The following is a 20,856-nucleotide window of genomic DNA, read 5'->3' on the forward strand; positions in this document are numbered from 1 at the left end:
TCAAGTCCCTCGCCGACTACCTCACCAGGATCACCCCACCCAACAGCCAAGACGGAGAGAAATAAGCCTCATGATTTCTGGCGCATCACACTAGCGCAGGACGCCCTCGATGAAGTCGCTGCCCAGCCGGGCCACCGCGGACAGGTCCAGCTGGTGCTGCACGTACCGTCCCCGGCGGCCGCTGCTGATCAGGCCCGCCTTCTTCAGCACCGCCAGGTGCCGGGATATCTCGGGCGCGGACATGCCGTGGGCGTCCGCGAGTTCGCTCGTGGTGTGCGGGGCGCGCGCCAGATGCCGGCACAGCCGCATCCGCACCGGATGGGCCAGGGCGTCCAGGCGGCGCGTGAGCTGCTCGACCGACGGTGCCTGCGGGTGGGAGCCGCTGGCGGGATAGGTGATCGTGGGCTGCCAGCCGTACCGGTGCAGGACCATCACATGCGGCCAGCCGAGGCTGGTCGGCACCAGGACGAGGCCGCCGTCGCCGGTGGCCGTGCGGCCCACCAGGAGCTTGTCGACCGTGATCAGCCCGGCCTCCTCGTCCAGCGAGACGGCACCCGACAGCGAGGACAGGGCCTCGCCGAGGCCCTTGCGGCGCAGCAGGTCGGTCCGGTGCCGGGCGTCCGCCGCGAGCTGGGGCTGGAGCCGGGCCCAGGTGTCGGCGAAGAAGGCCTCGTCGCAGTCGACCATGAGCTGCCGGAACCAGGCGCGGACGGCCGGCGGGTCCTCCAGCAGCCGGCGGGTGAACCGCTCCTGCACGGCACCCCGCGCGGCGGCCAGCTCCAGTGAGCGCCGGCGCAGCCGCGGATCGTCGAGCGGGCCGGGCTCCGCGATGTCGTAGCGCAGCTGGCAGGTGAACTCCAGGGCCGCGTGGACGAACTGTTCGTCCGTCAGCTCGTCCAGCTGGTCCAGTTCCTCGGGGAGGTCGGCACCCGGTTGCGCGCGCCCGCCCGGTATCCCTGAGAACGGCGCGAAGACGTCGGAGAACGTCGTGCGCCACAGGAAGTCGGCCTCGCACAGCCGGTCGGCCAGACCCGGGTCCAGCCGGGTCGACACGGCGGTCGCCCAGCCCTGCAGCTGCGGGTGGTGGCCGGGCTCGCTGAGCGCGTGCAGCGCCATCCCCAGCTCCGCCAGCGGCGAGGGCACGACGGAAACCCGCTCCGGGGGCAGCCCGGTGATGTCGATGGTCACGCTCATGCACCCCATGGTGCACCGGGTCACTGACAGCGCCGCCGCCGATTGACGGCGGCCGTCAATCCACGGGACATCCGCTTCGAGCAGGAGCAATCTGATGACTCCGGGGCAGCCGCGGAGCCCGATCAGCCACCGGTTCGCCGGTGATCAGCCCACGTCCCGAGAAGGCGATCCGCCATGAGCGTCACCCAGCAGTACCTCCTCGACACCTACCGCGCCCGCCTGCGCGGTGAGCCCGAACCGCCCGCGCCGGGCCGGCACGACCTCGGCCTGATGCGCGAGCTGCGCGGCTACCGGCGCTTCCGCGCGGTCGTCGCCGGGCGTCCGGCGCACGGGCGGCTGCGGCACGCCCTGGAGCGATGGCTGCGCCGCCCCCGCGCCCTCGACTAGGCCTCTTCCGGCAGGCGGTCCACGAAGTCCCGTACGGCCGCGCGGACGTCGTCGGCCGTCCACTCCAGGCCCGCCGCCCGGATGCAGACCTCCGTGAACGCGACACCGGGGCCCGCGCTCTCCCAGCCGCCGGCGAAGAGCATCACCGAGGTCTCCTCGGCCTGGCGTACGGCCGCCTCGGCCGCCGCGTCCGGCTCGTACGGCAGCCAGACCTGGAACTCGTGGGTGTGCGGCACCTCGGGGTGGACCCGGGCCCAGGGCACCCCGGCCGCCGTGAAGCCCTCGCGGAGCGCGGTGGCCATCACGCGCGCGTGGCGTACGTACTCGGGCAGCCGGGGCAGCTCACGGTCCAGTCCGATGAGCGCGGACAGCGCGGTCGGGAACTGCTGGAAGATCATGCCGCCGTACCGGTGCCGCCAGGTCCTCGCCTCCTCGACGAGCGTCCTCGGGCCGGCGAGCGCGGCGCCGCCGAAGCCGCCGAGGGACTTGTAGAACGACACGTAGACGCTGTCGGCCAGGCCGGCGATCTCCTCCAGGGGGCGCCCGAAGTGGTCCGTGCACTCCCACAGGCGCGCTCCGTCGAAGTGCACCACCGCGTCGCGCTCGCGCGCCGCCCCGACGGCCTCGGTCAGCTCCTTCCAGGTGGGCAGCACGAAACCGGCGTCCCTGAGCGGCAGTTCCAGCATCAGGGCCCCGAAGGGCTCTTCGAACTCGCGTATCTCCGCTGCCGTGGGCAGCCGGGGCCCGCTGCCCACCCTGACCGGGCGCAGTCCGCTGACCTGGCTGAGGGCGTGCCGTTCGTGCACCTCGGGGTGGGACAGGGCGTGCAGGGCCACCGTCGGGTCGCCGGTGCGGGCCGCCCAGCAGCGCAGGGCCACCTGCTGGGCCATGGTGCCCGTCGGGAAGAACGCGGCGGCCTCCGTGCCGAGCAGCGCGGCGACCCGCTCCTCCAGGGCGGCCACGATCCGGTTGCCGTAGACGTCGGCCGGCTCGTCCAGGTCGTGGACCCCGGCCCCAGCCTCCGTCAGGTGTGCGAGGCGTTCGCGGATCGTGGTTCCCCAGCCCGCGCGGGACAGCGTGCGCCGCGCCTGCCGGTGGGCGGCCGCGCGCCGGTCCCGCAACCGCTCCGGTGCCGACCGCTCCTCGCCCTGCTCAGCCGTATCAGTCATGCCCGGGATCATGCCCTGCGCGGTCTGCTGCGGCAGCCGAATTTCCCCGGGGTGAAGGCGTGGGGTAACCCACAGCCTGTGGACAACCGGCCGCCTCCCCACCCGATAGCGTTAACATGACGAGAAATCGTCCGGTACCCAGAGCGGACTGGAACGGGAAGGCCGCCGTCGCGTGAGTACAGTCCACCAGCAAGACCTCAAGGACCGCCCCGCGCGGCTCACTGTCGGCGTCGTGGGCGCCGGCCGCGTGGGCCCCGCCCTGGCCGCGTCCCTCCAGCTCGCCGGACACCGCCCGGTGGCCGTGTCCGGAGTCTCCGACGCCTCCCGCAGGCGCGCCGGGACGATGCTCCCGGACGTGCCGCTGGTGCCGCCCGCCGAGGTTCTCCGGCGCGCCGACCTCGTCCTGCTCACCGTCCCCGACGACGCCCTGCCCGGCCTGGTCGCCGGCCTCGCCGAGACCGGCTCCGTACGGCCGGGGCAGCTGCTCGTGCACACCTCCGGGCGGTACGGCGCCAAGGTGCTCGACCCCGCCCTGCGCGCGGGCGCGCTGCCGCTGGCGCTGCACCCGGCGATGACCTTCACCGGCACCCCGGTGGACGTACAGCGCCTGGCCGGCTGCTCCTTCGGCGTCACCGCGCCCGAGGAGCTGCGGCTCGCCGCCGAGGCCCTGGTCATCGAGATGGGCGGCGAGCCGGAGTGGATCAGCGAGGAGAACCGCCCGCTCTACCACGCGGCCCTCGCCCTCGGCGCCAACCACCTGGTGACCCTCGTCGCCCAGTCCATGGAACTGCTGCGCACCGCCGGCGTCGAGGCCCCCGACCGGATGCTCGGCCCGCTGCTCGGCGCCGCCCTGGACAACGCGTTGCGCTCCGGCGACGCGGCGCTCACCGGACCGGTCGCGCGCGGGGACGCGGGCACGGTCGCGGCCCACGTCACCGAGCTGCGCCGGCACGCCCCGCAGACCGTGGCGGGCTATCTGGCGATGGCCCGCGCCACCGCGGACCGGGCCCTCGCCCACGGCCTGCTGAAGCCGGAGCTCGCCGAGGACCTGCTCGGCGTGCTGGCCGACGGATCCACCGGAACGAACGGCACCAACGGGACCGAGGGGAACGCCCGATGAGCACCGCCCTGCTGAGCACCGCCGAAGCGCTGCACGCGCGCGTGCGCGACGGCCGCCGCGCCGTCGTGATGACCATGGGCGCCCTGCACGAGGGCCACGCCACGCTGATCCGCGCCGCGCGCGAGGTCGCCGGCCGGGACGGCGAGGTCGTCGTCACCGTCTTCGTCAACCCGCTGCAGTTCGGTGCCGGCGAGGACCTGGACCGCTACCCCCGCACCCTCGAGGCCGACCTGAAGCTCGCCGAGCAGGCGGGCGCCGACGCCGTGTTCGCGCCCTCGGTGGACGAGGTCTACCCGGGCGGCGAACCCCAGGTGCGCATCTCCGCGGGCCCCATGGGCGAGCGCCTGGAGGGCGCCTCGCGGCCCGGGCACTTCGACGGCGTGCTCACGGTCGTCGCCAAGCTGCTGCACCTCTCCCGTCCCGACGTGGCCCTGTTCGGGCAGAAGGACGCCCAGCAACTGGCCCTGATCCGGCGCATGGTGCGGGACCTGAACTTCGGCGTCGAGATCCTCGGGGTACCGACCGTGCGCGAGGAGGACGGGCTCGCCCTGTCCAGCCGCAACCGCTACCTCTCGCCCGACGAGCGCCGTACCGCCCTGGCCCTGTCCCGCGCCCTGTTCGCCGGTCGCGACCGGCACGCCGCGCAGGAGGCGCTGCGCGCCCGGGCCCGTGAAGTGCCCTCCACGCACGCGCGTGCCGAGGCGCTGAGCGCCATAGGGGAGTCCCGTGCGGCCGCCGACGCGCACGCCGTGGCCACGGCGGCTCCCGGCGGCCCGGCGGCCGTCCGCGCGGCCGCCCGCCAGGCCCTGGACGAGGCCGCGCGCCTGGAGCCCCCGCTGAAGCTGGACTACCTCGCCCTGGTGGACCCGACCGACTTCAACGAGATCGGCGACGACTTCACCGGCGAGGCCGTCCTCGCCGTGGCCGCCCGGGTCGGCACCACCCGGCTGATCGACAACCTCCCTCTCACCTTCGGATCCCTCGGAGCCGCCTCGTGACCAGCACAGGCATACGACTGCACGCGCCCGCCCCCGGGTGGTCCATCTCCGCGGACGTGGTCGTCGTCGGCTCGGGAGTGGCCGGCCTGACCGCCGCCCTGCGCTGCGAGGCCGCCGGCCTGACGACGGTCGTCGTCACCAAGGCCCGCCTGGACGACGGCTCCACGCGCTGGGCGCAGGGCGGCATCGCCGCCGCCCTCGGCGAGGGCGACACCCCCGAGCAGCACCTCGAGGACACCCTGGTGGCGGGCGCGGGCCTGTGCGACGAGGAGGCCGTGAGGATCCTCGTCACCGAGGGCCCCGACGCCGTACGGCGGCTGATCTCCACCGGCGCCCACTTCGACACCGACGACGAGGGCGACATCCAGCTCACCCGCGAAGGGGGCCACCACCGTCGGCGCATCGCGCACGCGGGCGGGGACGCGACCGGCGCGGAGATCTCCCGGGCGCTCGTGGAGGCCGTACGCGCGCGTGGGCTGCGCACCATCGAGAACGCGCTGGTCCTGGACCTGCTCACCGATGCCGACGGTCGTACCGCGGGCGTCAGCCTGCACGTGATGGGCGAGGGCCAGCACGACGGCGTGGGCGCCGTGCACGCACCCGCGGTGGTCCTCGCGACCGGCGGCATGGGCCAGGTGTTCTCCGCGACCACCAACCCGTCGGTGTCGACCGGCGACGGCGTGGCGCTGGCGCTGCGCGCGGGCGCCGAGGTCAGCGACCTGGAGTTCGTGCAGTTCCACCCGACCGTGCTGTTCCTCGGCGCGGACGCCGAGGGCCAGCAGCCGCTCGTCTCCGAGGCGGTGCGCGGCGAGGGCGCCCACCTGGTCGACGGGGACGGCGTGCGCTTCATGGTCGGGCAGCACGAGCTGGCCGAGCTGGCGCCCCGGGACATCGTCGCCAAGGGCATCATGCGGCGCATGCAGGAGCAGGACGCCGAGCACATGTTCCTCGACGCCCGGCACTTCGGCGCCGACATGTGGGAGCACCGCTTCCCGACCATCCTGGCCGCCTGCCGCGCCAACGGCATCGACCCGGTCACCGGGCCCATCCCGATCGCCCCGGCCGCCCACTACGCCTCCGGAGGCGTCCGCACCGACGCGCGGGGGCGTACGACCGTGCCCGGCCTGTACGCGTGCGGCGAGGTCGCCTGCACCGGCGTGCACGGCGCCAACCGGCTCGCTTCCAACTCCCTTCTGGAAGGCCTCGTCTACGCCGAGCGCATCGCCGCCGACATCGCGGCGGCCCATGCCGGAGACGGCCTGCACGCGCGCGTACCCGCCCCGGTCCCGCATCCCGAGAAGCCCGCCTATCCGCTGCTCGCTCCCGAGGCCCGGTTCGCCATCCAGCGGATCATGGCCGAAGGCGCGGGTGTGCTGCGCTCGGCGGACTCCCTGGAGAAGGCCGCGGACCAGCTCCAGCGGCTGCACACCGAGGCCCGCGACGCCCTGGACGAGAACGGCAAGACCGCCGAGCCGGGCGTCGACACCTGGGAGGCCACCAACCTCCTGTGCGTGGCCCGCGTCCTGGTCGCCGCCGCCCGGCTGCGCGAGGAGACCCGCGGCTGCCACTGGCGCGAGGACCGCGCCGAGCGCGACGACGCCGACTGGCGGCGCCACATCGTCGTACGGCTCAATCCGGACCGGTCCCTGGCCGTACGGACCACGGACACCGCAGATTTCCCTCCCACCCGGCCCAACCAGCGTTCCCAGGAGCAGTGACAGACGTGAGCACCGACGACCTTCCCCTCGCCCCGACCGGCGGCTGCGGCGACGGCTGCGCCTGTGGCGCCGAGGGTGACGAGGAGTACCTGGAGAGCGGACTCGACCCCGCGCTCGCCGAGCTGCTGGCCGCCGCCGGGCTCGACCCCATCGAAGTCGAGGACATCGCGAACGTCGCCATCCAGGAGGACCTGGACGGCGGCGTGGACGTGACCACCGTCTCGACCATCCCCGAGGACGCGGTGGCCACCGGCGACTTCACCGCGCGTGAGGCCGGCGTGGTGACCGGCCTCCGGGTCGCCGAGGCCGTGCTCTCCGTGGTCTGCACGGACGAGTTCGAGGTCGAGCGGCACGTGGAGGACGGCGACCGCATCGAGGCCGGGCAGAAGCTGCTGTCGGTCACCACGCGCACGCGTGACCTGCTGACCGCCGAGCGCAGCGCCCTGAACATCCTGTGCCGCCTGTCCGGCATCGCGACGGCCACGCGCGCGTGGTCGGACGTGCTGGAGGGCACCAAGGCGCGCGTGCGCGACACCCGCAAGACGACGCCGGGGCTGCGCTCGCTGGAGAAGTTCGCCGTCCGCTGCGGCGGCGGCGTCAACCACCGCATGTCGCTCTCCGACGCCGCTCTGGTGAAGGACAACCACGTGGTGGCCGCCGGCGGCGTCGCGCAGGCCTTCAAGGCCGTGCGGGAGGCCTTCCCGGAGGTGCCGATCGAGGTCGAGGTCGACACCCTGCACCAGCTGCGCGAGGTCGTCGACGCGGGCGCCGACCTGATCCTCCTCGACAACTTCACGCCCGTGGAGTGCGCGGAGGCCGTCGGCATCGTCGCCGGGCGGGCGCTGCTGGAGGCCTCCGGGCGGCTCACGCTCGACACCGCGCGCGCGTACGCCGACACCGGCGTGGACTTCCTGGCGGTCGGCGCCCTCACCCACTCCTCGCCGATCCTCGACATCGGCCTGGACCTGCGTGAGGCGGAGTAACGGCCATGCTGCTCACGATCGACGTCGGTAACACGCACACCGTGCTCGGCCTGTTCGACGGCGAGGACATCGTCGAGCACTGGCGCATCTCCACGGACGCGCGCCGCACGGCGGACGAGCTGGCGGTGCTGCTGCAGGGCCTGATGGGCATGCACCCGCTGCTGGGCGACGAACTGGGCGACGGCATCGACGGCATCGCGATCTGCGCGACCGTGCCGTCCGTGCTGCACGAGCTGCGCGAGGTCACCCGGCGCTACTACGGCGACGTGCCCGCGGTGCTGGTCGAGCCGGGCGTTAAGACGGGCGTGCCGATCCAGTTCGACAACCCGAAGGAGGTCGGCGCCGACCGCATCATCAACGCGGTCGCGGCGAACGAGCTGTACGGCGGCCCGGCGATCGTCGTCGACTTCGGTACGGCGACCACCTTCGACGCGATCTCCGCGCGCGGGGAGTACGTCGGCGGGGTCATCGCCCCCGGCATCGAGATCTCGGTGGAGGCCCTCGGCATCAGGGCCGCGCAGCTGCGGAAGATCGAGGTGGCCCGGCCGAGGAACGTGATCGGCAAGAACACCGTCGAGGCCATGCAGTCGGGCGTGGTGTACGGCTTCGCAGGGCAGGTCGACGGAGTGGTGAACCGGATGGCCCGCGAGCTGGCCGACGACCCCGACGACGTCACGGTGATCGCCACGGGCGGCCTCGCGCCGATGGTGCTGGGCGAGGCATCGGTGATCGACGAGCACCAGCCCTGGCTGACCCTGATCGGCCTGCGCCTGGTGTACGAACGGAACGTCTCGCGGATGTGACGGACCGGCGCCCGCACGGGGCGCCGGTCCTCGCCGCCGCGCGCGGTTGGCCCCGGTCGAGGGAAACCCGGCAACGACACGCGACGACACAGCATTCCGATCCGTCACTTTTGTCCGATTAGCGATAGCGTCGCCGCATGCCCACGCCATACGGATCCCGCGGCGGCATGGCGTTCGGCGTGGAGGAGCTGCGTGTGCTCCGCCGCGCCCTCGCCCTCGCCCTTCACCCCGGCCGAGCGACCGCCGAGGACGTCAAGGAGTGCTACCTCCTCGCCGAGTCCCTCGACGAGGCGATGCGCGAGGGGGCCAGGCTGCGCGCCTTTCTCGTGGCCGACCTGGGCCGTTACCGCGCCGCACTGCCGGGTACCGCCGCCGGGTACCTCGGCCTTCTCGAGGAGGCGCTGGGTGCCGGGCACCGCCCGACGCCGGACGATCTGGCAGCACTGCGGGCACTGCGCGGCAACCCCCGGGCGGCCGATCTGCTGGACCGCTGTCAGGCGCTCGCCGAGCAGGACGTGAGGGCCCGCTTCGCCCAGGGTGCACGCACGGTCCCCGCCCCCGCCGTACCACCCTCCAGGACGCGCCTGCTGGCCCTTCCCGGCGGCGCGGACGAGGCCCCGGCGGACCAGGCCGAGGAGCCGGAGAAACCCGCTCAGAAGCCCGCTCAGAAGCCCGCCCCCAAGCCCGGGCAGGCCCCGCCCGGACGCCCCGCCGACCGCCCGGCCACGGAACCGGGGGCCCCGAAGCGGCCCATTCCCACGCCGGGCGAGGTCTTCCCCCGCCGCAAGCCGCCCACGCCGCCCACCGACGCCGAGAGCTCCGGGTCGCGTCAGCTCGCCGCCGGCTGAGCGGCCGGTTCGCCCACCCCGCCCCTTTCGCCCCGAACCCCGTGGCTACCCTGGATCCATGGACTACGTCTCCGCACTCGTGCCCCCGGTCGTCATGGCCGTGTTCTTCATCGGTGTGGTCAGGGTGATCGTGAAGACCCAGGGCGGGGCCGCCAAGGCCAAGGAGGACGCGGCCGTGGACGCCGCCCTCGCGCGCACGGAGGGCGTCCGCAAGGCCTCCGGCGACGCCTGACCCGGGCCGGCCCCGGCCCTGCCGCCGCCGATGCCCGTCAGGGCGTACGACTCCTCGCACCCCGGTGCTTTCCGAGTCGTACGCCCTTTTTGTTCACGTTCGTAACCTAAGCGCACGTCCGGCACGCCATCGGCGGGATCTCCCACTATTGTTCTGAGCTGTGCCTCGCCCATTGGGAGAACTCGAAGACGCGGTCATGACGCGGGTGTGGAAGTGGAACCGCCCGGTGACCGTTCGAGAAGTCCTGGAAGACCTCCAGCAGGAACGGTCCATCGCGTACACCACCGTGATGACCGTTTTGGACAATCTCCATCAGAAGGGCTGGGTGCGCAGAGAGGCGGAAGGGCGCGCCTATCGATATGAGGCCGTCTCGACCCGGGCCGCCTACGCCGCCGCGCTGATGAACGACGCCTGGTCGCAGAGCGACAACCCGGCCGCGGCTCTCGTCGCCTTCTTCGGGATGATGAGCGAGGAACAGCGTCAGGCCCTCAGTGACGCGGTACGCATCGTGCAGGGTCCGGAAACCCAAGAAGCCCCGCAAGCGCCGCAAGCCCCCCAAGAGGAGAACCCCGGCTCGGCGGGGGAGACCACCGGGCGATAGCGTCCGCTCATGGCAGCAGAGCGCCCCGAAGTCACCGCAAAAGCCATCACCGTCCGGCGGGCCCGGACCAGCGATGTCCCGGCGGTGCGCCGCCTCCTCGACGCCTACGTCCGCGGCCGCATCCTGCTCGACAAAGCCACGGTCACGCTTTACGAGGACATCCAGGAGTTCTGGGTCGCCGAACGCGACGACAACGCCGAGGTGGTCGGCTGCGGCGCGCTGCACGTCATGTGGGAAGACCTCGCGGAAGTCCGCACTCTCGCGGTGAAGCCCGGCCTCAAGGGCGCGGGTGTCGGTCATCAGGTGCTGGAGAAGTTGCTGCAGACCGCGCGCTGGCTCGGTGTTCGGCGCGTTTTCTGTCTGACCTTCGAAGTGGACTTCTTCGGGAAGCACGGCTTCGTGGAGATCGGGGAGACACCGGTCGACACCGATGTGTACACGGAGCTGTTGCGTTCCTATGACGAGGGCGTCGCGGAGTTCCTCGGTCTCGAACGAGTGAAACCGAACACCTTGGGCAACAGCCGGATGCTTCTGCATCTGTGATCGTCAATGCCCCGGTGCCCCTATGTCCGAAACGCGCATGTTTCCGGACCGGGGCGAGCCCCTGGGTCTCTCCCAGGGGTTTGTGTTTTTCCGGCAAAAGCGGTTTGCTTTCCGACGTACTGCAGTACTGCATATAACAGGGGCGGCGAAACGGCGGACGCCGCGGACCCTTGACCCTCACGTTATCGATGAAAGGAAATCCGGTGGCACAGAAGGTTCAGGTCCTTCTTGTCGACGACCTCGACGGCGGCGAGGCGGACGAGACCGTGACGTTCGCGCTGGACGGCAAGACGTACGAGATCGATCTCACGACCACCAATGCGGACAAGCTGCGCGGCCTTCTCGAGCCCTATGTGAAGGGCGGTCGTCGCACCGGAGGCCGTGCCGCGGGCGGACGCGGAAAGGCGCGTGCCGCTTCCGGTGGCAGCCAGGACACGGCGGCAATCCGCGCCTGGGCGAAGGAGAACGGTTACGAGGTCAACGACCGCGGCCGTGTTCCCGCGTCCATTCGCGAGGCCTACGAGAAGGCCAACGGCTGATTTCGCCGGCAGGCGGGCGGCCGGGTGCCGGCGCGCCGCAGCCGGGCCCGGTGGCAATGCGTTGCCACCGTGTCCACCAGTCGTACGAGATCGGGGGCGCCTCTCGGGCTCCCCATGGCCGGCATCGCCGGCAGCGAGGCCTCGAACTCGCCCCCCGGACCGGGGGGCCGCAGCCATACGGCGGCCCCCTGCAGGGAGCCGGCGGGTAGCTGGTCCCCGCGACGCGGCCGGGACCCGTCGGGGACCCCCTCGGGCGGAATCGGCGCCTCCATCAGGCCGCCCGCGCCCAGGGCCCGCAGATCCAGTGCCAGTGGCACCCATTCCAGCCACTCCAGCACCCCCGGCAGCTCCTCCGCGCTGCCCGCGGCGACCAGCAGCCGCATCCGGTCGCCCCGCAGAGCCACCGGAGAGCCCGGTGCCAGGCGCCCGAGCGCCCTCGCGCCCGCCTCGGCCGGCACGTCCAGGACGTCGAACCGCAGCCCCGTGACCAGCCGCAGCGGCCGTCCGGGCACTGTCGCCCACCCCAGATCGTTCTCGTACCAGTGCCGGGCCCGGGCTTCCGGGCCGCCGGATGTTTCCGCGGGCCTGGAGACCTCCGGGTGGAGCGGGCGACGAGGAAGGGGGACCGTGGAGGTCGTGGGGACCGAGCCAGCCATGCCCCGTGCAACCGCCGAACTGGGCCCAGGGTTACGCTGGGTGCTCCCATGATTGCGTGCTGTGCCCGAAACGGGGGCGCGTGAGGCTCCGGAGAGGCGCAAGGTTGTTCGCCCATAGCGGAGGGAACCGGTGCGCGCGGCATGGAGTGTCAGTCCCTGCGGGTAAGACATGCCTAGTGGGAGGGGGCGACGCGCAGGAAGGGCCGTCTCACGTTCGCCATCGGCGTAGTGGCGAGTGGGGTAACTGCCTGGCCTGCGGGAACATCGTCTCGCACCATCGGGTTGGAGCAGATGTCGGCGTTCGGGGTCAGGAGGCCATCGACGGTGTCGGCAGTTGGAATGAGCGGTCCCCGCTTGCGGGACTAAGCTGCGGAAGGACAGGGAGGGGAAGTTCCCCCCACTGCCTGACCGCTCTGAGGAGCGATTAACGATGTTCGAGAGGTTCACCGACCGCGCGCGGCGGGTTGTCGTCCTGGCTCAGGAAGAAGCCCGGATGCTCAACCACAACTACATCGGCACCGAGCACATCCTCCTGGGTCTCATCCACGAGGGCGAAGGTGTCGCCGCTAAGGCCCTGGAGAGCCTCGGCATTTCGCTTGAGGCGGTCCGCCAGCAGGTGGAGGAGATCATCGGCCAGGGCCAGCAGGCCCCGTCCGGCCACATCCCCTTCACCCCCCGTGCCAAGAAGGTCCTGGAGCTGTCGCTCCGCGAGGCCCTTCAGCTGGGCCACAACTACATCGGCACGGAGCACATCCTGCTCGGCCTGATCCGTGAGGGCGAGGGCGTCGCCGCCCAGGTCCTGGTCAAGCTGGGTGCCGACCTCAACCGGGTGCGGCAGCAGGTCATCCAGCTGCTCTCCGGTTACCAGGGCAAGGAGACCGCCACCGCCGGCGGCCCGGCCGAGGGCACGCCCTCGACCTCCCTCGTCCTGGACCAGTTCGGCCGGAACCTCACCCAGGCCGCTCGTGAGTCCAAGCTCGACCCGGTCATCGGGCGCGAGAAGGAGATCGAGCGGGTCATGCAGGTGCTGTCCCGCCGTACCAAGAACAACCCGGTGCTGATCGGTGAGCCCGGCGTCGGCAAGACCGCCGTCGTCGAGGGCCTCGCCCAGGCCATCGTCAAGGGCGAGGTGCCCGAGACCCTCAAGGACAAGCACCTCTACACGCTGGACCTCGGTGCCCTGGTCGCCGGCTCCCGCTACCGCGGTGACTTCGAGGAGCGCCTGAAGAAGGTGCTCAAGGAGATCCGCACCCGCGGCGACATCATCCTGTTCATCGACGAGCTGCACACGCTGGTCGGTGCGGGTGCCGCCGAGGGCGCCATCGACGCGGCCTCCATCCTGAAGCCGATGCTGGCCCGCGGTGAGCTGCAGACCATCGGTGCGACCACGCTGGACGAGTACCGCAAGCACCTGGAGAAGGACGCGGCCCTCGAGCGCCGCTTCCAGCCCATCCAGGTCGCCGAGCCGTCCCTGCCGCACACGATCGAGATCCTCAAGGGTCTGCGCGACCGGTACGAGGCGCACCACCGCGTGTCCATCACGGACGAGGCGCTGGTCCAGGCGGCCACCCTGGCCGACCGCTACATCTCGGACCGCTTCCTGCCGGACAAGGCGATCGACCTGATCGACGAGGCCGGTTCCCGGATGCGCATCCGCCGGATGACCGCTCCGCCGGACCTGCGCGAGTTCGACGAGAAGATCGCCGCCGTCCGCCGGGACAAGGAGTCCGCGATCGACTCGCAGGACTTCGAGAAGGCCGCCTCCCTGCGCGACAAGGAGAAGCAGCTCCTGGCCGCCAAGGCCAAGCGGGAGAAGGAGTGGAAGGCCGGCGACATGGACGTCGTCGCCGAGGTCGACGGCGAGCTGATCGCCGAGGTCCTCGCCACGGCCACCGGCATTCCGGTCTTCAAGCTGACCGAGGAGGAGTCCAGCCGCCTGCTCCGCATGGAGGACGAGCTCCACAAGCGGGTCATCGGCCAGGTCGACGCCGTCAAGGCGCTGTCGAAGGCGATCCGCCGTACGCGTGCCGGTCTGAAGGACCCGAAGCGTCCGGGTGGTTCGTTCATCTTCGCCGGCCCGTCCGGTGTCGGTAAGACGGAGCTCTCCAAGGCGCTCGCCGAGTTCCTCTTCGGTGACGAGGACGCGCTGATCTCCCTCGACATGTCGGAGTTCAGCGAGAAGCACACGGTCTCGCGGCTCTTCGGTTCGCCCCCCGGCTACGTGGGCTACGAAGAGGGCGGCCAGCTGACCGAGAAGGTCCGCCGCAAGCCGTTCTCCGTCGTCCTCTTCGACGAGGTCGAGAAGGCGCACCCGGACATCTTCAACTCGCTGCTGCAGATCCTGGAGGACGGTCGCCTGACCGACTCCCAGGGCCGGGTCGTGGACTTCAAGAACACGGTCATCATCATGACGACCAACCTCGGCACCCGGGACATCTCCAAGGGCTTCAACCTGGGCTTCGCGGCCTCGGGTGACACGAAGACCAACTACGAGCGCATGAAGAACAAGGTCCAGGACGAGCTCAAGCAGCACTTCCGGCCCGAGTTCCTCAACCGCGTCGACGACGTGGTCGTCTTCCCGCAGCTGACGCAGAAGGACATCCTGCGGATCGTCGACCTGATGATCAGCAAGGTGGACGAGCGCCTGAAGGACCGGGACATGGGCATCGAGCTCTCCCAGTCCGCCAAGGAGCTGCTGTCCAAGAAGGGTTACGACCCGGTGCTGGGCGCGCGTCCGCTGCGTCGCACGATCCAGCGCGAGGTCGAGGACACGCTCTCGGAGAAGATCCTCTTCGGCGAGCTGCGCCCCGGTCACATCGTGGTCGTGGACACCGAGGGCGAGGGCGACGCCGCCACCTTCACCTTCCGGGGTGAGGAGAAGTCGGCTCTGCCGGACGTCCCGCCGATCGAGCAGGCGGCCGGCGGTGCCGGGCCGAACCTGAGCAAGGACGCGTAAGCGTCACGGTCGAGTGAAAGGGGCCGGTGCCTTCGGGCACCGGCCCCTTTCGCGTGCCCGGGACCTCCGGTTACGACAACTGCCCGTCGTAGTCCGGCAGTTTGTACGTCTTCTCGGCGTGGCCGCCCGACAGGTCGGTGGCGCTGTTGCCGATGTTCGCGATGATCGTGTAGCCCTTGTTCTCGATGTCGACGCGCTGGGCGGTCTTGTAGGCGGCGACGTCCTTGAAGAGGTCGAACAGGCCGCGGACATAGAGGCCCGAGACGTCGTAGCCGTCGTGCTCGAGGTTGTACTCGGTGGGCCAGTAGATGATGCCGGGGCGGGCCGTGACGAAGAACAGCGAGACGCCGTGCTCCTGGGCGTACTCGGCGAGGTTCAGGACGGGCTTGTTTGCCGGCTGCGGGTAGCTGAAGCCGAAGTCGGTCTCCAGCGTGGTGTTGTCGATGTCGAAGACGATCGCCTGCTTCTCGCCGGGCTTGGCGGCGGCGATCCGGTCCTTCAGGTACGGCAGGGCCTGGTCCATGACGGACTGGCAGTCCTTCTGCCAGGTGGCGTAGTCGACCTTGGCCGCGGTGGCCGAGGCGGTGCTGCCCGTGCTCGTGGCCGTACCGGCCGCCTCGGCGGGGGCGGCCAGCGCGGCGAGCGCGGCCACGGAGACGGCGGTGACGGATATGCGGCGCGCCCAGGGGCGTCTGGTCATCGGTGGGGGTCCTCTCACGTCCGTACACTGCACGGCCTGAACTTGAACTGTCAGGGGCATGATCTTTGGTGAGGGTGGCGCGAGGGGAACCGTAGGGTTACCGATGGGTAGGTGCCTAGAGGGCTGCGTCACATTTCTCGGAGAAATCCCGGTGGCCCAGGTCACCTTTCCAGTCGCTTTTCGAGGCCTGGGTCACATATGCCCGGAAGGCCCGAAGAGGCCTGGCTCACAAATGCCGGGTGGAGGGAAAGCGGCCTGGGTCACATTTCCGGGCCCGACGCCTCGGCGGCCGGTGACATGGCGCACAGGCGAAATGTCCGTTACTAAGGCGAATAGTGCCCTGCTAAATCCGACAAATCGGTTATTCCTCAGATGTCACACCCTAAACGGCCAGCTCATCGGGCCGCGCGTCGGGGCCGCTATGTCAAGAAGTGGGCGATTTTGATGACCTCTACTACGGGATGCCGTAGTTAGGGCCTTTGTGGCGGGATGGGGTGCCGGGTTACCAATGAATGGCCCCACCGACGAACGTCTGTGCGTCAGGTGCCCGTTCTGTCCCCGAACCCATGAGGTCTCGATGTTCCAGCGCTTCACGTCCCGCTCTTCCCGTACGTCCACGCTCCGTACCCGCGTCGCCGTCCTGGCCACCGGAGTGGGCGCCACGGCCGTACTGGGAGCAGGGGTCGCGAGCGCGGCAGCTCCGGCCGCCGCCTCCTGGATCGACCCGGTGAAGAAGTACACGCTGTCCGCCAGCTTCATGCAGGACGGCAGCCACTGGGCGCACAAGCACAGCGGCCAGGACTTCGCCGTGCCGACCGGCACCGAGGTTCTCGCCGCGCACGGCGGCACCGTCGTCAAGGCCGGCCCCAACGGCGCCGGTGACGGCCCCGCCTACGGCAACGCCATCGTCATCAAGCACGGCAACGGCACGTACTCGCAGTACGCGCACCTGTCCCGGATCGACGTCAAGGTCGGCCAGGTCGTCAAGACCGGTCAGCACATAGCCCTCTCGGGCAGCACCGGCAACTCGACCGGCCCGCACCTGCACTTCGAGATCCGGACGACCCCGAACTACGGCTCCGCGGTCAACCCGGTCGCCTTCCTGCACTCCAAGGGCGTCAAGGTCTGAGCTACGCGTTCCTGCGGGCGCCCTCGTGCGCCTGAGTGACGAGGTCCATGGCGACTTCGAGAACGGCCTCGTGCCTCTTCTCGGAGTCGCCTTCGACGTCCTGCATCACGAACATCCCGGCGTGCAGCGTGAACATCGCGCTGACGCAGCGGACCTGCTCGACCAGGGGCGCGTCGGGGTCGATGAAGATGTCCCTGAGGTCGCGCATCCGGTCCTTGAAGGTGTCGCCGATGCGCAACTCCCGCACGGTCGCCTGGTTCTCCTGCATGAAGCGGAAGAGCGGCTCGGCGCCGACCAGGGCCTGGCTGTAGCGCCGTACCATCTCGTGCTTGGTCGCCAGGGTGTGCGGCTGGGTCCTGCCCCACGCGATCAGTTCCTCGATCGGCTTCGTCAGGTCCTCGAAGAGGCTGACGATGATCTCTTCCTTCGTCTTGAAGTGGTAGTACAGGGCCGCCTTCGTGACGTCGAGACGTTCGGCGATCTCGCGCAGAGAGGTCTTCTCGTAGCCCTGCTCGGCGAAGAGTTCGAGCGCCACGTCCTGGATGCGCTGGCGGGTGTTGCCGCGGCGCTGCTGCTTGGTGCCGTCCATGGTGACGCCCATCCTCGTACTCCTCGCGCTCCCGCGGAAACTTACTTGACGCCCGGCTAGTAACCGGGCTACCTTCCCCAGTGTAGTGAACTAGCCGGGCGGCAAGTAAGTAGCAGTCGCCAGGGGGAGTGGGAGAGATGGCGGACACACAGGCGGCCATGACGGGCCAGGCGACGCCCGATCAGCCGGAGAAGCAGCCGAAGAGCGTACGAGTGGTCCTGCTCGCGCTCATGATCGCGATGATGCTCGCGATGCTCGACAACATGATCGTGGGTACGGCGATGCCGACGATCGTGGGCGAGCTGGGCGGCCTGGAACACCTGTCCTGGGTGGTGACCGGGTACACGCTCGCGACCGCGGCCTCGACCCCTGTCTGGGGCAAGGTCGGCGACATGTTCGGGCGCAAGGGCGCCTTCCTCAGCTCGATCGTGATCTTCCTGATCGGCTCCGCGCTGAGCGGCATGGCCCAGGACATGGGGCAGCTGATCGGGTTCCGGGCCGTTCAGGGGCTCGGCGCCGGCGGTCTGATGGTCGGCGTCATGGCGATCATCGGCGACCTCATCCCGCCGCGTGAGCGCGGCAAGTACCAGGGCATGATGGCCGGCGTCATGGCGCTGGCGATGATCGGCGGCCCGCTGGTCGGTGGCACCATCACCGACAACTGGGGCTGGCGCTGGGCCTTCTACATCAACCTGCCGCTGGGCGCCGTGGCGCTGGCGCTGGTCACCGCCGTGCTCCACCTGCCGAAGAAGCGGGCCAAGGCGGGCATCGACTACCTCGGCGTGGTGCTGCTGACCGTCGGCATCACGTCCATCGTGCTGGTCACCACCTGGGGCGGCACCGAGTACGCCTGGACGTCCGCGCGGATCATGGAGCTGATCGGCATCGGCGTGGCCACTCTGGTCGGGTTCGTGTTCTGGCAGACCAGGGCCGCCGAGCCGGTGGTGCCGTTGCACATCTTCCGCAGCCGCAACTTCACCCTGATGTCCCTCATCGGCTTCATCACCGGCTTCGTGATGTTCGGCGCCACGCTCTACCTGCCGCTGTACCAGCAGTCGGTGCAGGGCGCCTCGGCGACCAACTCCGGTCTGCTGCTCCTGCCGATGCTCGGCGCGATGCTCGTGACCTCGATGGTCGCCGGGCGGGTCACCACCAGCAGCGGCCGCTACAAGGTCTTCCCGATCGTCGGCGGAGTGCTGATGATCACTGGCCTGTACCTGCTGTCGCTGATGGACACCGGCACCACCCGGCTGACCTCCGGCATCTTCATGGCCGTGCTCGGCGCGGGCATGGGCTGCCTGATGCAGATCACCATGCTGGTGGCGCAGAACAGTGTGCAGATGAAGGACATGGGCGTGGCGTCCTCGTCCACCACCTTGTTCCGTACGCTCGGCTCCTCCTTCGGTGTGGCCATCATGGGCGCGCTGTTCAACCACCGCGTCCAGGACGTCATGGCCGAGCGGGCCGGAGCGCTGGGCAAGAACATCACCGAGAAGTCCGCCGCGCTGGACGCGGCGAGCCTCGCGAAGCTGCCGGCGCCCGTGCGGGAGGCGTACCAGCACGCGGTGTCCGCCGGCACGCACTCCGCGTTCCTGCTGGGCGCGGTGATCGCGGTGCTCGTGCTCGTCGCCGCGCTGTTCGTGAAGGAGGTCCCGCTGAAGGGCGGGCCGCAGAAGTCCTCGGCGGACGGCACGGACGCCGCTCCGGCGCCGGTCGTCGAAGCCGTCTGACGGACCTCCCGAAACCGAAGGCCCCCGGCCGGTGTCCGCCCCGGGGGCCTTCTCGCGTGCCCGGCCACTGTCAGTGCCCCGTGTCACCATCGGCACATGGACAAGCTGCGCCGGTTGCGCCTGGCCAAGGACGCCATGGACCGTGACTGGGCCGACCCGGAACTCGACCTGGACGCGGTGGCCGCCCACGCCGGGTACTCCCGGTATCACTTCCTGCGCGCCTTCAAGGACGCCTACGGCGAGACGCCGGGGCAGTATCTGACGCACCGCCGGATCGAGCGGGCCGAGGAGATGCTGCGCGGCGCCAACCTCACCGTGACCGAGATCTGCGCCCTCGTCGGATTCAGCAGCCTCGGCACCTTCTCCGCCCGTTTCAAGGCCCGCACCGGGCTCACCCCGAGCGAGTACCGCACCCGGCACGTCGGCCGCGGCGCCTCCCTCATACCCGGCTGCTACGCCATGCTCTGGGCCGGCGGCTTCAACTCCGCAACTTCGAAGAAGCGCGCCGGACCCGCCCCTGCCTACGGTGACGAGCGGGAACAGCAGTCTCGCGACAGGAGAGCGGAACCATGATCAAGGGCCTGGGCATCAGCACCGTATGGACCTTCGACCAGCAGCGGACGAAGGCCTTCTTCACCGAGAAGCTGGACTTCGAGGTGCGCAGCGACCTCGCGGTCGGCGACATGCGCTGGGTCACCGTAGGCGCCAAGGACCAGCCCGGTCTGGAGCTGGCCCTGATGAGCCTGGACGGCCCCGGCCTCGACCCCGAGTCCGCCGACGCGCTGAAGAAGCTGGTCGCCAAGGGGGTGCTGGGCGCCGGGGCGTTCCGTACCGACGACTGCCGGGGGGACTACGAGACCTTCAGGGCGCGGGGCGTGGAGTTCCTGCAGGAGCCGAAGGAACGGCCGTACGGCATCGAGGCGATCTTCCGGGACGACAGCGGCAACTGGTACTCGCTGACCGAGCGCAGCGAGGAACTGGACTTCTCCAAGGACTTCGGCTGACCGGCCGGCGGCAGGAGAACGGCGTGCGCGAGCAGACCGTCTCGGCGGACCACACGGCCGTACGGGTCGCCCTGTGGCGGGCCCTGCACGTCCGGGCCGATCCGCCGCCGCATGTGATCGAGGACGAGATCGGACTGCGCCTCGCGGCCCCGGACGAGGACTGGCGGGCCCGCCCGGACATGGACGTCGAGGCCACGCGGCGCACCCGTGCGTCCATCGTGGCCCGCGCCCGGTTCGTGGAGGACCTGGTCGTGGACCGGGCGGCGCGGGGCCTCGACCAGTACGTCCTGCTGGGCGCCGGACTGGACACCTTCGCCCAGCGGCGGCCGGAGATCGCCTCCGCGCTGCGGGTGTTCGAGGCCGACCGGCCCGGGCCGCAGGTCTGGAAGAGACGCCGGCTGGCCGAGCTGGGACACGACGTCCCCGAGTGGCTGCGGCTGGTGCCGGTCGACTTCGAGGGGGACTGGTGGGGTCAGCTGGTCGCGGCCGGCCTGGATCCGGGCCGGCCGGCGGTGGTGGCGTCCACCGGCGTCACGATGTACCTGACCAGGGACGCGGTGGAGGCCACGTTCCGCCTGGTCGCCACGCTCGCCCCGGGCTCCACACTGGTCACCACCTTTCTGCGGCCGCTCGAGGACGTCGAGCCGGACCAGCGTGCGCAGCTGCGGGCCGCCGTGAACGGCGCCCGTGCCTCGGGGACGCCCTTCCTCAGCTTCTTCACCCCGCCGCAGATCCAGACCCTGGCCCGCGAGGCCGGATTCGGCGAGGTCCGTCACGTCACGGCCGAGGAACTCACCGAGCGCTACTTCGCCGACCGCACGGACGGCCTGCGCCCGTCGCGCGGGGAGGAACTGCTCGTGGCGACCACATGAGGGCACCACATGAGAGCACCTGGGAGCCCATGAGGCCGCCACGCGAGGGTCCCGTCCCCTGGAGCCCGGCTCCGGTGGCCCGGTG

The 20,856-nt window shown here is 70.7% G+C and carries 22 protein-coding genes; 17 read left to right on the forward strand and 5 right to left on the reverse strand.

The window, feature by feature from the left end; genetic code table 11:
- Nucleotides 1-90: 90 nt before the first annotated feature.
- Complete coding sequence (locus AC07CM_RS45875; RefSeq protein ID WP_478882516.1) at nt 91-1,194, reverse strand: DUF5937 family protein; 1,104 nt, start codon at nt 1,192-1,194, stop codon at nt 91-93.
- Between the two features lie 174 nt (nt 1,195-1,368).
- Here AC07CM_RS45875 and AC07CM_RS45880 point away from each other — a divergent pair, with 174 nt between their 5' ends.
- Nucleotides 1,369-1,581 carry a hypothetical protein gene (locus tag AC07CM_RS45880; protein ID WP_478882517.1) on the forward strand — a complete coding sequence of 71 codons (213 nt, stop codon included), beginning with the start codon at nt 1,369-1,371 and terminating at the stop codon, nt 1,579-1,581.
- Here AC07CM_RS45880 and AC07CM_RS45885 read toward each other — a convergent pair.
- Nucleotides 1,578-2,750, reverse strand: a complete 1,173-nt coding sequence (locus AC07CM_RS45885) for a threonine aldolase family protein (RefSeq protein ID WP_478882518.1) — start codon at nt 2,748-2,750, stop codon at nt 1,578-1,580. The genes AC07CM_RS45880 and AC07CM_RS45885 overlap by 4 nt on opposite strands.
- Nucleotides 2,751-2,922: 172 nt before the next feature.
- Between AC07CM_RS45885 and AC07CM_RS45890 the strand changes: the two genes are divergently transcribed.
- The 10 genes from AC07CM_RS45890 to AC07CM_RS45935 all read left to right on the forward strand — a co-directional run bounded on the left by AC07CM_RS45890 (nt 2,923) and on the right by AC07CM_RS45935 (nt 11,135).
- Entirely contained in the window at nt 2,923-3,870 is a 948-nt protein-coding gene (locus AC07CM_RS45890) for a Rossmann-like and DUF2520 domain-containing protein (protein ID WP_478882519.1), read from the forward strand.
- Nucleotides 3,867-4,868 carry a pantoate--beta-alanine ligase gene (panC, locus tag AC07CM_RS45895; protein ID WP_478882520.1) on the forward strand — a complete coding sequence of 334 codons (1,002 nt, stop codon included), beginning with the start codon at nt 3,867-3,869 and terminating at the stop codon, nt 4,866-4,868. Before AC07CM_RS45890 ends, panC begins: the two co-directional genes overlap by 4 nt.
- Complete coding sequence (locus AC07CM_RS45900) at nt 4,865-6,586, forward strand: L-aspartate oxidase (RefSeq protein WP_478882521.1); 1,722 nt, start codon at nt 4,865-4,867, stop codon at nt 6,584-6,586. Before panC ends, AC07CM_RS45900 begins: the two co-directional genes overlap by 4 nt.
- A 5-nt stretch (nt 6,587-6,591) precedes the next feature.
- The gene (gene nadC / locus AC07CM_RS45905) at nt 6,592-7,569 is read left to right on the forward strand and encodes a carboxylating nicotinate-nucleotide diphosphorylase (RefSeq protein WP_478882522.1); all 978 of its coding nucleotides are present in this window, start codon (nt 6,592-6,594) and stop codon (nt 7,567-7,569) included.
- Between the two features lie 5 nt (nt 7,570-7,574).
- Nucleotides 7,575-8,372, forward strand: coding sequence for a type III pantothenate kinase (locus tag AC07CM_RS45910; protein ID WP_478882523.1), 798 nt, complete (start codon nt 7,575-7,577; stop codon nt 8,370-8,372).
- Between the two features lie 167 nt (nt 8,373-8,539).
- The gene (locus tag AC07CM_RS45915; RefSeq protein WP_478882548.1) at nt 8,540-9,220 is read left to right on the forward strand and encodes a hypothetical protein; all 681 of its coding nucleotides are present in this window, start codon (nt 8,540-8,542) and stop codon (nt 9,218-9,220) included.
- 58 nt (nt 9,221-9,278) lie between these two features.
- A complete protein-coding gene (locus tag AC07CM_RS45920; protein ID WP_478882524.1) occupies nt 9,279-9,452 on the forward strand; it encodes a hypothetical protein in 174 nt (57 codons plus the stop codon).
- A gap of 196 nt (nt 9,453-9,648) precedes the next feature.
- A complete protein-coding gene (locus tag AC07CM_RS45925; RefSeq protein ID WP_478882525.1) occupies nt 9,649-10,053 on the forward strand; it encodes a BlaI/MecI/CopY family transcriptional regulator in 405 nt (134 codons plus the stop codon).
- Nucleotides 10,054-10,062: 9 nt separating this feature from the next.
- The gene (locus AC07CM_RS45930) at nt 10,063-10,596 is read left to right on the forward strand and encodes an amino-acid N-acetyltransferase (RefSeq protein ID WP_478882526.1); all 534 of its coding nucleotides are present in this window, start codon (nt 10,063-10,065) and stop codon (nt 10,594-10,596) included.
- Between the two features lie 203 nt (nt 10,597-10,799).
- Nucleotides 10,800-11,135, forward strand: coding sequence for a histone-like nucleoid-structuring protein Lsr2 (locus AC07CM_RS45935; RefSeq protein WP_478882527.1), 336 nt, complete (start codon nt 10,800-10,802; stop codon nt 11,133-11,135).
- Here AC07CM_RS45935 and AC07CM_RS45940 read toward each other — a convergent pair.
- Nucleotides 11,114-11,791 carry an SCO3374 family protein gene (locus tag AC07CM_RS45940; RefSeq protein ID WP_478882528.1) on the reverse strand — a complete coding sequence of 226 codons (678 nt, stop codon included), beginning with the start codon at nt 11,789-11,791 and terminating at the stop codon, nt 11,114-11,116. The two genes, AC07CM_RS45935 and AC07CM_RS45940, sit on opposite strands and share 22 nt — an antisense overlap.
- A 430-nt stretch (nt 11,792-12,221) precedes the next feature.
- On the opposite strand from AC07CM_RS45940, the gene AC07CM_RS45945 reads away from it, so the two are divergent.
- Nucleotides 12,222-14,747 carry an ATP-dependent Clp protease ATP-binding subunit gene (locus tag AC07CM_RS45945; RefSeq protein WP_478882529.1) on the forward strand — a complete coding sequence of 842 codons (2,526 nt, stop codon included), beginning with the start codon at nt 12,222-12,224 and terminating at the stop codon, nt 14,745-14,747.
- A gap of 70 nt (nt 14,748-14,817) precedes the next feature.
- Here AC07CM_RS45945 and AC07CM_RS45950 read toward each other — a convergent pair whose 3' ends face one another.
- Nucleotides 14,818-15,447 carry an HAD family acid phosphatase gene (locus AC07CM_RS45950; RefSeq protein ID WP_478882530.1) on the reverse strand — a complete coding sequence of 210 codons (630 nt, stop codon included), beginning with the start codon at nt 15,445-15,447 and terminating at the stop codon, nt 14,818-14,820.
- A gap of 577 nt (nt 15,448-16,024) precedes the next feature.
- On the opposite strand from AC07CM_RS45950, the gene AC07CM_RS45955 reads away from it, so the two are divergent.
- Nucleotides 16,025-16,576, forward strand: a complete 552-nt coding sequence (locus tag AC07CM_RS45955; RefSeq protein WP_478882531.1) for a M23 family metallopeptidase — start codon at nt 16,025-16,027, stop codon at nt 16,574-16,576.
- A 1-nt stretch (nt 16,577) separates the two neighbouring features.
- Here AC07CM_RS45955 and AC07CM_RS45960 read toward each other — a convergent pair whose 3' ends face one another.
- Nucleotides 16,578-17,177, reverse strand: coding sequence for a TetR/AcrR family transcriptional regulator (locus AC07CM_RS45960; RefSeq protein ID WP_478882532.1), 600 nt, complete (start codon nt 17,175-17,177; stop codon nt 16,578-16,580).
- A gap of 125 nt (nt 17,178-17,302) precedes the next feature.
- On the opposite strand from AC07CM_RS45960, the gene AC07CM_RS45965 reads away from it, so the two are divergent.
- From AC07CM_RS45965 to AC07CM_RS45980, 4 genes are all read left to right on the forward strand, one after another.
- Nucleotides 17,303-18,895: an MDR family MFS transporter gene (locus tag AC07CM_RS45965; RefSeq protein ID WP_478882533.1), complete on the forward strand. Its 1,593-nt coding sequence runs from the start codon at nt 17,303-17,305 to the stop codon at nt 18,893-18,895.
- A gap of 96 nt (nt 18,896-18,991) precedes the next feature.
- A complete protein-coding gene (locus tag AC07CM_RS45970) occupies nt 18,992-19,468 on the forward strand; it encodes a helix-turn-helix transcriptional regulator (protein WP_478882534.1) in 477 nt (158 codons plus the stop codon).
- Nucleotides 19,465-19,899 carry a VOC family protein gene (locus tag AC07CM_RS45975; RefSeq protein WP_478882535.1) on the forward strand — a complete coding sequence of 145 codons (435 nt, stop codon included), beginning with the start codon at nt 19,465-19,467 and terminating at the stop codon, nt 19,897-19,899. The genes AC07CM_RS45970 and AC07CM_RS45975 overlap by 4 nt, the downstream gene beginning before the upstream one ends.
- 23 nt (nt 19,900-19,922) lie before the next feature.
- Nucleotides 19,923-20,771, forward strand: coding sequence for a class I SAM-dependent methyltransferase (locus AC07CM_RS45980; protein WP_478882536.1), 849 nt, complete (start codon nt 19,923-19,925; stop codon nt 20,769-20,771).
- Nucleotides 20,772-20,856 lie beyond the last annotated feature (85 nt).

Source organism: Streptomyces sp. NPDC044061, assembly GCF_056434305.1.